This window comes from Pseudoalteromonas sp. 20-92 (genome assembly GCF_030847595.1).
Lineage (GTDB): Bacteria > Pseudomonadota > Gammaproteobacteria > Enterobacterales > Alteromonadaceae > Pseudoalteromonas > Pseudoalteromonas fuliginea.
In genome coordinates this window covers 1-13,393 of the sequence record NZ_JANJGQ010000001.1, presented here as the reverse complement: position 1 = coordinate 13,393, position 13,393 = coordinate 1, and the positions used below count along the sequence as shown (strand labels likewise).

Genomic DNA, 13,393 nt, shown 5'->3' with positions numbered 1-13,393 from the left:
ATTAAATTAATTACGCTGCTTAACCTAAGCGGTAATTTGGTGCCTCTTTAGTGATTTGCACATCATGAACGTGCGACTCACCCATACCTGCTGAAGTAACACGTACAAATTGTGGTTTTGTATTTAGCTCTTCAATTGTTGCACAACCAGTTAAGCCCATAGCGCTTCGTAGGCCGCCCACTTGCTGATGAATAATTGTTGCAATAGGGCCTTTGTAAGCTACGCGACCTTCAATACCTTCAGGTACTAACTTGTCTGCTTCGTTTGATTTTTGGAAGTAACGATCTGATGAACCTTCTTTTTGATCCATCGCGCCCAATGAGCCCATACCACGGTAAGATTTGTAATAACGGCCTTGGTACAATTCAACTTCACCTGGTGCTTCTTCAGTACCAGCAAGAAGAGAACCCACCATTACACACGATGCACCAGCAACAAGTGCTTTAACAATATCACCAGAAAAACGAATGCCGCCATCAGCAATAACAGGAATGTCGCGACCTTTTAAGCCTTCAACAGCATCTGAAATAGCGGTAATTTGTGGAACGCCACAACCGGTAACAATACGTGTAGTACAGATAGAACCTGGGCCGATACCTACTTTAACTGCATCTGCTCCCGCATCAGCTAGTGCAATCGCACCTTCAGCTGTTGCAATGTTACCTGCAATAATTTGTAAGTCTGGGTACTCTTTACGCGTTTTAGTTACACGGTCAATAACACCTTGAGAGTGACCATGTGATGTATCGATAAGTAAAACATCAATACCCGCTTCTACTAATGCAGCAATACGCTCATCAGTACCCGCGCCAACACTTACAGCAGCACCTACACGTAAACGACCTTGGTCGTCTTTACATGCGTCAGGTTTGTCTTGGGCTTTTTGGTAATCTTTTACTGTGATCATGCCTTTGAGTTTAAATTCATCATCAACAACAAGGATTTTTTCAATGCGGTGTTCGTGCATTAAGCCTAAAATTTCTTCGCGTGCTGCGCCTTCTTTAACGGTAACAAGCTTTTCTTTTTTAGTCATAACGGTAGAAACAGGCTGTTCAAGCTTAGTTTCAAAACGCATATCACGGCTAGTAACAATGCCTACAAGTACATTATTGCTGTCAGTAACCGGAAAGCCTGAAAAACCTTTTTCGTGCGAAAGCTCAACTGCATCAGCAATTGTTAAATCGGCAGTCACCGTTACAGGGTAAGAAACAATACCTGCTTCGTAGGTTTTAACTTTACGTACGTTTTTCGCTTGTTCTTCGATAGTCATGTTTTTATGAATAAAACCAAGACCACCCTCTTGCGCAAGGGCAATAGCTAAACGAGCTTCTGTAACAGTATCCATAGATGCTGAAATAAGCGGCAAGTTAAGTTTGATACCACGCGTTAAGCGAGTTGAAATGTTTGCCGTGTGTGGCAAAACAGTAGAATGACCAGGTACTAAAAGTACGTCATCAAAGGTAAGAGCTTCTTTAGCGATTCTAAGCATTTTGGCAACTTCTCACATGTGGAACTACGATAAGGAATTGCGGCCAAATTTTAACAGCGTTGTTGGCATGAGTAAATAATATTTCGTAAATATTTATGATAAACTTACCTTATAACTTGCCTCATAAATAGTTTTAGGTTGTTTTTTATGTTTTCGAAGCCTTCGCAGACGGTTTACACCGTGTCACGCCTTAATAGAGAAATTCGCACATTACTTGAGCAAGGCTTTGCCTCATTAGTATTAACAGGCGAAATTTCTAATTTCATTACCCCTGCATCCGGTCATTGGTATTTTTCGCTAAAAGACGATAAAGCACAAATTAAAGCCGCAATGTGGCGCGGCAACAACCGCAACCAAAGCTACCGCCCTGCAAATGGCGCGCAAGTTACAGTAAAAGCGCGTGTATCACTTTATGAACCTCGCGGTGACTACCAGCTTATTGTTGAGCATATGGAGCCGGCCGGCGAAGGTCAGCTAAAGCAAGAATTCGATGCACTTAAAATGCGTTTGGCCGCCGAAGGATTATTTAGCTCTGCTCACAAGCAGCCATTACCGCAAAATATTAATCGTATTGGTGTTATTACCTCAGCAACCGGCGCTGCTATAAAAGATATTTTAACGGTACTTAAACGCCGTGCGCCACAATTAGAAGTCATTATTTACCCTGCGATGGTGCAAGGCAAAGAAGCACACCTGCATTTAATTAATCAAATTGAATTAGCTAATGCTCGTGATGAAGTAGACGTACTTATTTTAGGACGAGGCGGAGGATCACTTGAAGATTTATGGTGTTTTAACCACGAACAGCTCGCCCGCGCTATTTTTAAAAGTGAATTACCCATAGTAAGTGCGGTAGGCCACGAAATAGATACCACTATTAGCGACTATGTTGCCGATGTTCGTGCAGCAACCCCATCAGCGGCAGCTGAGCTTGTAAGCCCAAATACGCAAGAGTTACACAACAAAGTAACGCAATTAGTTAATCGTTTATCTAACGCGTTTAAGCACGGCATTGCCGACAAGCGCGCATTAGCAACGCAGTTACAACACCGCCTTAATTTATGTCATCCACGTAATCAGCTTAATCAAAAAACGCAACGTTTGGATGAGCTAAGCATTGCACTGCAACAAGCTATGCGTAATCGCTTATACCAGCAAGAACGCACACTTAATAACTTAACGCCGCGTTTAATGCGCCAATCACCAGACAAAAAACTCGCTACAGCAAACCATATACTCACGCAATTACACGCAAGACTAAACCAAGCTATACAGCATCAATTGCAGCAAGCAGATAACAACTTGGCACTACAGGCAAGTAAATTAGATTCGGTAAGTCCGCTAAATGTTTTAGCACGCGGTTACAGCATTACAAAAAATGAAAAAAATAAAGTGGTTAAGTCAGTAAGTGATGTGAAAGCCGGTGATGCACTTATTACCGAACTTGTTGATGGTGTTATACATTCTAAAGTAGTGAGCTAGCACGCTTAACTAAAATAGGAGCACTTACTCTTTGGTGCTCACTATAAATTCTATTCGCTCGTCGTTTGAGCTTGATGAGGTGATTTTAAACTGTTGCCACCAAGGTGTCGTTGCCAACTTATCATTAAGTTCACGCCACTGTGCATGGCCTTGTTCATTATTCTTATCGGCTAGTAATTCAAATTTACAGATAGTTTGTTTACAAGTTAAATAGCTTAGCTGCGCCGTATTACTTAAATCACTGATGATTAAAAAGTCAGTAAGTGCCGTTTCTATTTCGAAGCTCCACTGCGTATTTTCACTTTCACTATCAAATTTTTCATCAAGCTGCTTAGCAAAATCAGTGCCTTCTAAGCGAGTTCGCTTTAACTGCTGCTGAGCAACTTTCAGCTGTTTTGTAGCTACTGACAATTCGTTATTTAGCGCACTTATTTTCGTAATGTACTCTTTTTCCAGCGGTTGTTGAAGTGCTTTGGTTGTAGTGTTTATAGGTGATTTTTGAACTGATTTATTACCGCTTACTTCAATAATAACATCTTGGCTAGCATGTATAAATTGAGCCGTTTTATCGTTAAACGGTTCATACAAATGCAAAAAGTAACCACTTGTTAATCCTACCCCCACAAAAAAGCTGAGTATCATTGCAAATAAGTTACTTTTATATGGCATTTATTTTCGCCTACCTTTATAGCATTGCACTTGTATGTGAAGCATTTTCAGGCTCAGGATTTGCTAAAAAGTTTTGGTTCATACTTTGCGCCGGACACTCACAATCCGGTCGACCAATAATTTTAGCGGGTACGCCAACAGCGGTTGTGTGTGCTGGAACATTGCTAAGTACAACAGAGCCTGCACCAATTCGTGCGCCCTCGCCCACTTCAATATTACCAAGTACTTTAGCGCCGGCGCCAATTAATACGCCCGCTCTAATTTTGGGATGACGATCGCCCTGCTCATTGCCTGTACCGCCAAGCGTTACAGATTGCAAAATTGATACGTTATCTTCTATTACCGCTGTTTCACCAATAACAATACCGGTTGCATGGTCAAACATAATGCCTTTACCCACTTTACATGCTGGGTGAATATCGACCCCAAACACTTCAGATGTTCGGCTTTGTACAAAGCGCGCTAACTCTTTACGGTTTTGTTGCCATAAGCAATTTGCTAAACGGTGCGCTTGAATAGCATGAAAACCCTTTAAGTTTAATATCACCGTAAGGTAAGTTTCGGCTGCGGGATCTCTGTCTTTTACCGCTTTAATATCCTCAGCTACATAAGTAAGCATACGATCGCACTTTACAAATGCTTGATCGAACAACTCACGAATAGTAAATGCAGATACCACCGCGTCCGCCAATTTATTAGCAACAATAAAGCTCAATGCTGAACCCAAACACTCATGATTCAAAATACATGAATACACATGACTCGCTAAAAGAGGTTCACGGGTTACGACTTCATTTGCTTCAGTACGAAGCTGTTGCCAAATTTCATGACGCATAATACTGCACTGCCTTAAATTGATATAAAAGAGCCTTTTATCAAGTCTAACGGATTTAAAGCCTAAGGTGTTAACCCCTTAGTTATTTGTTCTGGTTATTAGGTATAACCGTTTATTAAGTTTCATTATTAAATAACCTGAACTGTGGATAATAAATCTATCTCGAGCAGCTATTTTCAGCGCTAACTGCGTTGAATTTACTGAAAATCTCTGGCTAGAGAAAATAAATTTAAATACCACCATGATTCAATACGTTAGTAAATCTCTCAACCAGAGTTCAGATTAAATAATAAAAAAGCCCCAATACTTTAAGCATTGAGGCTTTTTCTAACACTTAAAAACCACTTAAATTATTGAAATACTTTATCGACTTTCATCACTTCAATATTTTTTACAGGAATTGCTAATTTATAATCAGCAATCACTTTATCCTCAGCAACCAACTCAGCAGGTTTATTCGTGTTGTAAACCATTGGCGATGTTTGCTGCGATGCTAAACGTTTTTGCATATCAGCGCCGTCACCAGTAATAAATACATAGTGAACATTGTCTGTTTGTAAGTTTTCTTTAATAACGCGATTTACATCAGCAAGCGTTAGCGTTTTAAGTTTGTTAGTTACGTAACTTACAAAGCTATCTGTGTTGTAAAATTCGCTATCAAGCGCGTAACCTAATTGGCGATTTTGACTTGCGACCATTTGCGGCACAAAGTTAATTAAAAAGTTACGCGTTGCTTCAAAGTCATCTTCGCTCATACCATTTTTAATTAGCTTATCAAGCTCAAATAAGGCTGTACGAGTTGCAAAGTGCGCATCGTTATTAGAGCGAAGTGGGCGTAACCACACTTGAAATATTTGCTCTGAGCGCCCTAGGTTTGCATCTGGCTTGGTTTGAAACATACCACGTGGAAAGTATTCAATGTATGCATAATCGCCATAGTTCATACCGCGAGTTTCACGAATACGCTCATATAAAAAGCTGTTAGAACTACGGTGCTCACCAAAGTACGAACGCACAAGCCAAAGGGCTGTCCAGTCTTCGCTACTTCTAATTGTATTAATAGGAAAACCAAATGATACCGCAGTCGATTGTGCCGATTTTTCTACAATCGTTGCATGATGACCTTTAAGCACTGGCGCATCAGGAATACTTAAACGACTTTGCTCACCTTTTGGTAGCGTTGCAAAGTCGCTCATCATTTTAGCTTTAAGTTTTGCAGGCACAGCCCCAATTAAGCCAACCGTGAGTTTAGATTGCGTAAGCTCGCTGTTATAAAACGCTTTAACATCATCTAGCGTCAACGCTTCTAAATCCGAAATATCACCATAGTTGTAACTTTCGTAAGGGTGATTTTTGTAAAGTGCACTGTATAGCACTTCTTTACCTAGCTCTTCATCATTAGATGCTTTTAAGCCTGACTTAATACCGTCGATCATTTCTTTTTTAAGGCGTTTAAAGTCGTCATCTCTAAAACCTGGATTTAGTAATTGATCGCTCACAAGTGTATACCACTGCGCCGCATTATCTTTGTGAATGCGCCCTTGAAACGACAGCATTTCTTTATCTATTTGATAGCCAAAGCTACCCGCAAGCGGATAAAGTGCTTTTTGAATATCTTTGTAGCTTGTCGCCTCTGAGCCACCTTGTGCAAGCATAGCCGCAGTTAACGCAGCAACACCTTTTTTGTCTTGTGGGTCGGCAGCCGCACCGGTATTGAATAAAAAGTTAACATCAATTAATGGCGAGCTATTGGTTTTATCAAGTACTTTAAATACAGGAGCCGCAGGTGCTTGTTCAAGCTTTGCAGTAAGCGCATTTAAATCAACTTCTTGCTCAAAACCTGGGGCTTTATCAAGTGCCGACATTGTTAATGTGGTACGTGCGTTATCAGTAAAGTATTTATTAGCAACGGCTTTAATATCTGCGCTGGTGATGTTATCTGCCGATTTATACAGCTGGTTTATAACCTCAGGATCACGCTCAAAATGCATGTAGCTGGCAAGGGTTGATGCAATCGCTTGCGACGAATCTAAGCCATTAATAAAGCTGTACTTAAGGTTCGATTTTAAATCACTGAGCTTTTGCTCATCAACAAGCTCAGTGCGTGCTTTTGCATAAGTGCGGTTAATGGCATCGCGTGCAGTGGCTAAATCATCTGTGTTTTCTACTTTAACAAATACGTGTAATAAACCCGGATCTTTAGTCTCTGGGTTATAGGTAAACATTTGGCTGGCAATTTGTTTGTCGACCACTAGCTCTTGATATAAATCTGAATTACTAGAAAAATAAAGCTGTGAGATTAAATCAAGTGCCGCTCTGTCTTTTTTAGCAGGCTCCCACGCAGCGCCTTTGTACGATACAAGTAACCAATGCCCTGGTAGCGCTTCATCTTGCTGGTGCAAATATTTTGGTGTTTGTTGAACAGGTTCTGCTTTAATGTCAGCAACATAGTTACCCTTTTTCCAGCTGCCCCAATGCTTTTTAACCATTGCCATTGTTGCTTGTGGGTCTACATCGCCCACGATGACAAGTGACACATACTCAGGCTTATAAAACTTAGCAAAAAATTCTTTACCGTAGGCCATTTGATCTGGCATGGCTTCTATGTCTTTAAAAAAGCCCATAGTGGTGTGTTTATACGTGTGCTTATCAAACGCTTCTTCGCGTACAGCGCTTAATAATTTACGAATTGGGCTCGCGTTGTTTTTTAAGTACTCACCTTTTACCGTTTGTGCTTCTGTTCTAAATTGCTCTTCGGTGTAGGTTAAATTTTGAAAAATATCAGCTTCAAGCTCAAGTACTTTATCAAGGTGCTGCTTTGAAAAGTTTAAATGGTAATTTGTGTAATCATTTGTTGTATAAGCGCGGTTATCAACACCTGAATTTTTTAATATGTCTGAGTACACATCTTCAGGGTATTTTTGTGAGCCTTTAAACATCATGTGTTCAAAAAAGTGAGCAAAGCCTGTTTTGCCTTCTTCAACTTCGTTACGCGATCCAACCGATACCGGAATTTGCAGCGACACTACATCAGGGTAATCGGTTTTAACAACCATGACACGTAAGCCGTTTTCTAGCTCTTCAATTAAGTAACCTTGTGAAAAAACACGATCATCAGCTTTATTTACTTGTTCTTGTTGTGCTGTTGTTTGCGTGCTTTGGTTTTGTTGCATGGCGCAACCCGTTAACGCCAGCGATACCGCTAAGCTGGTTGCTAATAATTTAAATTTCATTGCTGTCCCTTTTTAAATTGAGCAAATTTGTTGTCAGATGTATTACTAACTCACCCTCGATTATGCCCCAAAGCCAATAAATATAAGAGCCCCAAGGGAACTTATTATGTAAACAACTGTGTCAATTATAAATTATGGGAACAAGCACTATGAATAAACATCATGTTAGTTGAAAAACTTTCATTAAATAAATCTATCTAGACGTCTAAATGGCTGCTATATTAAATCCATCAAAACAAACTTAGCTGGAATGAGGATTATGGCTTTATCACTAAAAGAGAAGATAGTGGACACCAATCAAGGTGTTTATCTTATTGGTACTACCCCGCCTAAAATTGGCACCGATAAAGCGCAATTAAAAACCATTGCAGAAAAGCTATTAGGTCGCTTACACGAAATTGAATACGACGGCGTGATAATTTACGACATTCAAGACGAAAGCAGCCGAACTAACCAAGACCGCCCATTTGCGTTTAAACAAACCGTTGATCCGCGTGAATACAGCCATTTACTTCGTAATTTATCTGCACAAGATGTGATTACTTATAAAAGTGTGGCGCAGCGTGGCGTAGGCGAATTTAAAGATTGGCTAAGTGAAACTAAAAACGACTACGATTTACAAAATGTTGTTTTAGTAGGTAGCCCATCATCGGTAGGCGATATAAAGCTAAGCCTGCCAGATGCGTATAAAGCGATGGCTGAGCAATCCGATGATTTCTTTTTAGGTGGCGTTACGATTGCCGAGCGCCATTCAAGTAAACGAAATGAGCACGAACGATTAATAGAAAAAACAGCACAAGGTTGTCAGTTTTTTATATCGCAAGCTGTTTACGATGCACAAGCTACTATAGAGCTAATCACTAGCTACGCACGTACTTGTAAAGCACAGGGTATTACACCTCAACGTATTATATTAACGTTTACCCCGTGCGGCGGCGAAAAAACCTTAGAGTTTATGCAATGGTTGGGTATCTCAGTGCCAGAGGCAACTAAATGGCGCATGCTTGATGCAGACAATACATTAAGTGAATCCGTCCGTATTTGCCGCGAAAACCTCGACTTAATACTTAAAAGCTGTGCGCACCTAGACGTGCCACTGGGCTTAAATATTGAAAGCTTAACAAACCGTAAAGAAGAAATTGACGCGTCAATTAACTTATACCGTTTATTAAAAGCCATTATGGAATTAAACCTTGCGGAAAAGCTAATAGCTTAAAGGCTAGGTAAGAGCTAATTAACACCCTTCTTGGCGAGCCTCATGGCTTGCTTTTTTATGTCCGTTCTTTGAAAAATTAATTAATAAATACAAGTAAAGATTTGCAGCTTAAGCTATCAATGAAAGCTATTTTTGGTTATTACTCTCAAGCCTTTTTAAGGCAACCCCATCGATGAGCACATAACACCAAAAATTATTCCCTCATTAGATATAAATCTAATGCTAGGGAACGTTTCAAATAAGCTTATTATTGCTAAGGAAAAAATAAAACCTATCGCAGAAAAAACTAGCCAAGTTTGTGTGGCATGAACCTCCTTTTATAATTGTGCTTTTTTAGCGAGCTTATACGCTTGTTTATTTTTATACATTGCCCTGTCTGCCTCATTTAATAGTTTTTCAAATGACTGCCTTTGTTTGTCAGTAAAGCTATAACCAATACTGAGCGATAAATCGCAAACGTCTTCTTTGAGTAAGGCTTTTGAATACTCAGTCGAAATTTTATCCATAATGTAGCCAATCTTACTTTTATCGCTTACTTGCATTACCACAACAAACTCATCACCTCCGATACGCCCGACTATATCAGCATCTCTTAAATGGGTTTTTAGCGTATCTGCCAATATAATTAAGGCTTTGTCACCCACTTCATGACCAAAGGTGTCATTTAATTTTTTAAAGTCGTTTATATCAATAAATAAACAACATACATCAAAACCTAAGCGTAGCGCTAAATTAAGCTTTTGCTGAGCGAGTAAACTAAGTGCTCGGCGGTTATAGATATTAGTTAGCGCATCGAGCATGGCTATTTCGCGCATTTGTTCATAACTATAAATAAGCGCTAAGTCGTCTTCAATTAAATCGCGTAGTTGTTCTATAAGCTCAAAATATTCATTGGTATAAGTTGTTTTTTTAGTGTCTTTTAAGCATAGCGTGCCAAATACTTCGCCTTCAGGCCAATGGATTGGTAAACCTAAGTAGGATTCAACACCATCTTCAACAACCTCAGGTAGAGTGTTCCATGCATCATTATTACTTGCATTATTAACGTATAAGGTATTGTTATTCTCTGCTACGTACTTACAAAAAAGAGGTGTTTGGGGGGGAAGGATAGGATTGGTCTCAAAGTTAGAGCCACCTTCGTTATTTCTAATAACAACGCGATAGCCTTTGCTTGTCGCCTGAACTATATAACCTGACGGGGCTGAAAAAAGCCCCGTTATAAGGTCGATTGTTTTTTGCCATTTATGCAAAGATATTTGGCCATCAATACCAGAAAATGCCCATTGATCGATTTCAAACATTACTTTACCTCAGCTACTTATTAGCCCCAGTATAGGCAATAAAACAAAGGAAAAGCTATTATTTACGACGCCTACTTGGCTCTCTTTTACCGGTAATACGCTTTTTATCGCGGTCTTTTCTCGACTTGTTAGTATTTTTACGATTATCTTTTGGCTTTTTATTAGGATCTGGCTCGTAGCCTTCTAACCACTGCGGCGTTAAACGCGTATCGAGTAGTACTTCAATTTCTTCTAGCAGCCATTGCTCATCAAGACTTACCAGCGACATAGCAAGTCCTTGCTCACCAGCACGACCTGTACGGCCAATACGGTGTACGTAGTCCTCGGCAATATACGGTAGTTCAAAGTTAATTACGTATCTAAGTGTGGAAATATCTAAACCACGCGCGGCTACATCGGTTGCAACAAGTACGCGTGTAATACCTTCTTTAAAATTTTGCAATGCACGGTCGCGTGCGCCTTGAGATTTATCGCCATGGATTGATTCTGTTTTTAAACCGTCTTTACACATTTCTTTAGCGAGCTGATCAGCCATTTGTTTTGTGCGAGTAAAAATAAGCACTTGGCGCCAGTTTTTCATACCAATCATGTGCGATACAAGTTCGCGCTTGCGGTCTTCATCTACAGCGTAAATAACTTGCTCTACTTCAACTGCGGCTGAGTTGCGCTTATCAACTTCAATTAGTTCTGGATTTTTAAGTAGTTTTTTACTGAGTTCAAACACGCTGTCATCAAACGTAGCCGAAAAGAGTAAAGTTTGGCGATCGCCTGGAATATGTCGCAATATACGTCGAATTTCATCAATAAAGCCCATATCAAGCATACGGTCTGCTTCATCAAATACGAGCGAATCTACACTTGAAAGTACCACACTGCCTTTAACTATATGATCAAGCAAACGCCCAGGTGTTGCCACGATAACTTGCGCTGTTTTAAGTGCTTTTATTTGAGGGCCAATACTTACGCCACCATAGGCTAAAGCGCCATTGATATGAGTGCCTTGTGCGTACTTTTCAAAGCTGGCAAATACTTGCTGAGCAAGCTCTCGTGTTGGTGTTAAAATTACAACGCGGGCAAGGCCTTGCTCATCTTTTTTAGGGGTATTTAAAAGCTTATGTAACAGCGGTAAAACAAAAGCAGCTGTTTTACCTGTACCTGTTTGCGCGCTGCCCATTACATCACTTCCGGCTAAAATAGGCGGAATAGTTTTAACCTGAATTGCGGTAGGTTGAGTGTAATTATTTTGCTCAATCGCTGTTAATAATAACGGATCGAGATTAAGTGATGAGAACGTAGTGGCAGACATAGGCTTAGCTTTAAAATAACAAAGAGCGCTATTGTACGCATATTACTGTACTGCGTAAATTAACCAGCCCAGAAAAGTATTTAATCGTGATTGCTCACTTTCGCTTTAGCGCTAAAACAATAAAAAAGGCGCTAAATAACAGCTGTATTTAGCACCTTTATAATTGCTGTAGCTTTAAGCTGGCTTTAGTGTTGCTTTACGTTCGTTGTAAAACGCTATTAAATCGTCAACTGTTGCTTGGCAGTATTCGCGAATACCCGAAACCACCATGTGCTTTTCACCACTACCTACTTTAACGCCGTTTTCTAACAGGTTAAAACGTAGTGTAATTTTTCCGCGCTTACCAGTGTACTCAAAGCTTGGCTCTGCAAATTCAAGTATTGGCGCTGTTATATCAAGGTTATCAAGATTAATAAGCATTGATTCGTAAATTACCATCGGACGAGCAGGGTTTATCATTACCTCTTGCTTGCCCATTAATGGGATAATTACATGCGGAAAGGTAGTACCAGAAAACTCAACATAATTTTTTATTAGACTATTAGTTAGTGCTGGGCATTGGCTGGTTTTACCGCTGCGCTTTACCTTTAAAATAACTTTTTCGCCATTGGTAACATCAAACTCATCGGCTCCCTCAGGGAAATGTAGTTTGGTGTTTTCATCAACCATACCGGCAAAAGTAAATTCCATTTGTTCACTAATACCGTAGCGATCTAGTACCAATGAAAAAAGTAAGTCTCCTGGCGCGCAAAACTTTTTGGCATCTTTGTCATGAAGTGGATTGTAATCATCAGCAACGCATTTAGCGAAGCGACAACCTTGCTCACGAGAGATAGAAACATAATCAGCGTGCTGCTGAAAAAAAGGACTTAACATAGTGTGTTCACTGCTTAAACTGCTTATAACCTGTCCATACTACCAGAAAAAAAATACTGAGAGGTCGAATCTGTTAGATTAGTTACTAAATAAAACAGAGCAATAAAAAACAATGACCTTTTATTTATTAGCGCTATCAATTATATGTGTTTTTCCGTACTGCAAAATATCAATAATGCGACAACCCCTTTGGCACTACTTACTAGCTTTAGGTGTTGTAAGAAAGAAATTAGCTGGACAGCCACTTTAACTGTACTAAGAGACGGTGTTTTATGGGAAGCGCCAAAAGTTATAAATTAACTATTAACGCCATAGTCTCTTGTTATGAATTTTCGTGCTTCCAGTTTAGATATTTACAAAGCCCTTCCAAGTCAGGAAATAAAGTATGGCTGTTAACACCGTGCCTATCTAATGCTTTTAGCATTGTTTTAAAATGGCAAGGATCTGACTGTCTGTAAAATGTGCTTTTTTCATAATTTTCTCCTGTGTTTACAATAAGAGAAAATTCTACGTTTGGCATCTATTATTTTTAGGGGGGATTACCGGGCCATCTATTTTTACTTTCATTTTGTCTACATAGCTCAGCTTTTTGCGTGATTCATTATTTATAATAATGCACTCTTCATGCTGTTTTTGTTGGCTTTTTCCGTAATAATTAGGATGGGTGTCATCCTAATTAGCTTTTTCTCGACAATATAACAAAGGGCATACTCAAAAGTGCCTGGCAAAATTTGCTCAGCGAAATTGATAGGAATGAATTTATTTTGACAGGATAAGTCAGGCTTGACTTCTCACCCAAAGAAAGTGCCATAACAGTTTACCATGGGTGAATAATATCTATTAGATCACAGCGAATAGATGGATTAAAGGTTAAAAAGCAACCAACCAAGAACAGTTGGATACGTTCCTAAAAAGAGTAATTCTACAGCCTATCGTGGTAGAGCGACCTATTGCTAGGCCGACCCCACACAGATCCGGACGTGCGG

9 protein-coding genes are annotated in these 13,393 nt (G+C 39.7%); 2 read left to right on the top strand and 7 right to left on the bottom strand.

The genetic code is table 11. The features are described 5' to 3' along the window. Positions 1 to 19: 19 nt before the first annotated feature. Positions 20 to 1,489 carry an IMP dehydrogenase gene (gene guaB, locus NRL14_RS00045; RefSeq protein WP_007377818.1) on the bottom strand — a complete coding sequence of 490 codons (1,470 nt, stop codon included), beginning with the start codon at positions 1,487 to 1,489 and terminating at the stop codon, positions 20 to 22. Positions 1,490 to 1,636: 147 nt separating this feature from the next. On the opposite strand from guaB, the gene xseA reads away from it, so the two are divergent. After that, the gene (gene xseA, locus NRL14_RS00040; protein ID WP_306723689.1) at positions 1,637 to 2,971 is read left to right on the top strand and encodes an exodeoxyribonuclease VII large subunit; all 1,335 of its coding nucleotides are present in this window, start codon (positions 1,637 to 1,639) and stop codon (positions 2,969 to 2,971) included. Positions 2,972 to 2,995: 24 nt separating this feature from the next. On the opposite strand, the gene NRL14_RS00035 is transcribed toward xseA, so the two are convergent. The 3 genes from NRL14_RS00035 to NRL14_RS00025 all read right to left on the bottom strand — a co-directional run bounded on the left by NRL14_RS00035 (position 2,996) and on the right by NRL14_RS00025 (position 7,708). Then, on the bottom strand, positions 2,996 to 3,640 hold the full coding sequence (locus NRL14_RS00035; RefSeq protein WP_007377820.1) for a hypothetical protein: 645 nt from the start codon (positions 3,638 to 3,640) through the stop codon (positions 2,996 to 2,998). Between the two features lie 16 nt (positions 3,641 to 3,656). After that, positions 3,657 to 4,475 carry a serine O-acetyltransferase gene (gene cysE, locus NRL14_RS00030; RefSeq protein WP_033038052.1) on the bottom strand — a complete coding sequence of 273 codons (819 nt, stop codon included), beginning with the start codon at positions 4,473 to 4,475 and terminating at the stop codon, positions 3,657 to 3,659. A gap of 350 nt (positions 4,476 to 4,825) precedes the next feature. Next, on the bottom strand, positions 4,826 to 7,708 hold the full coding sequence (locus NRL14_RS00025) for a pitrilysin family protein (protein ID WP_306723688.1): 2,883 nt from the start codon (positions 7,706 to 7,708) through the stop codon (positions 4,826 to 4,828). Between the two features lie 259 nt (positions 7,709 to 7,967). Here NRL14_RS00025 and NRL14_RS00020 point away from each other — a divergent pair, with 259 nt between their 5' ends. Further along, a complete protein-coding gene (locus NRL14_RS00020; RefSeq protein ID WP_306723687.1) occupies positions 7,968 to 8,924 on the top strand; it encodes a methylenetetrahydrofolate reductase in 957 nt (318 codons plus the stop codon). Between the two features lie 317 nt (positions 8,925 to 9,241). Here NRL14_RS00020 and NRL14_RS00015 read toward each other — a convergent pair whose 3' ends face one another. The 3 genes from NRL14_RS00015 to NRL14_RS00005 all read right to left on the bottom strand — a co-directional run bounded on the left by NRL14_RS00015 (position 9,242) and on the right by NRL14_RS00005 (position 12,407). Then, positions 9,242 to 10,225 carry a sensor domain-containing diguanylate cyclase gene (locus NRL14_RS00015; protein WP_306723686.1) on the bottom strand — a complete coding sequence of 328 codons (984 nt, stop codon included), beginning with the start codon at positions 10,223 to 10,225 and terminating at the stop codon, positions 9,242 to 9,244. 58 nt (positions 10,226 to 10,283) lie between these two features. Beyond that, on the bottom strand, positions 10,284 to 11,531 hold the full coding sequence (locus NRL14_RS00010) for a DEAD/DEAH box helicase (protein ID WP_306723685.1): 1,248 nt from the start codon (positions 11,529 to 11,531) through the stop codon (positions 10,284 to 10,286). A 174-nt stretch (positions 11,532 to 11,705) separates the two neighbouring features. Beyond that, a complete protein-coding gene (locus tag NRL14_RS00005; protein WP_306723684.1) occupies positions 11,706 to 12,407 on the bottom strand; it encodes a DUF3581 domain-containing protein in 702 nt (233 codons plus the stop codon). Between the last annotated feature and the right edge of the window lie 986 nt (positions 12,408 to 13,393).

Excerpts from the sequence above, each read along its gene's own strand:
- NRL14_RS00025 (WP_306723688.1), bottom strand. The coding sequence starts at position 7,708 with ATGAAATTTAAATTATTAGCAACCAGCTTAGCGGTATCGCTGGCGTTA.
- NRL14_RS00035 (WP_007377820.1), bottom strand. The coding sequence starts at position 3,640 with ATGCCATATAAAAGTAACTTATTTGCAATGATACTCAGCTTTTTTGTG.
- xseA (WP_306723689.1), top strand. The coding sequence starts at position 1,637 with ATGTTTTCGAAGCCTTCGCAGACGGTTTACACCGTGTCACGCCTTAAT.
- NRL14_RS00020 (WP_306723687.1), top strand. The coding sequence starts at position 7,968 with ATGGCTTTATCACTAAAAGAGAAGATAGTGGACACCAATCAAGGTGTT.
- NRL14_RS00010 (WP_306723685.1), bottom strand. The coding sequence starts at position 11,531 with ATGTCTGCCACTACGTTCTCATCACTTAATCTCGATCCGTTATTATTA.
- NRL14_RS00015 (WP_306723686.1), bottom strand. The coding sequence starts at position 10,225 with ATGTTTGAAATCGATCAATGGGCATTTTCTGGTATTGATGGCCAAATA.
- guaB (WP_007377818.1), bottom strand. The coding sequence starts at position 1,489 with ATGCTTAGAATCGCTAAAGAAGCTCTTACCTTTGATGACGTACTTTTA.
- cysE (WP_033038052.1), bottom strand. The coding sequence starts at position 4,475 with ATGCGTCATGAAATTTGGCAACAGCTTCGTACTGAAGCAAATGAAGTC.
- NRL14_RS00005 (WP_306723684.1), bottom strand. The coding sequence starts at position 12,407 with ATGTTAAGTCCTTTTTTTCAGCAGCACGCTGATTATGTTTCTATCTCT.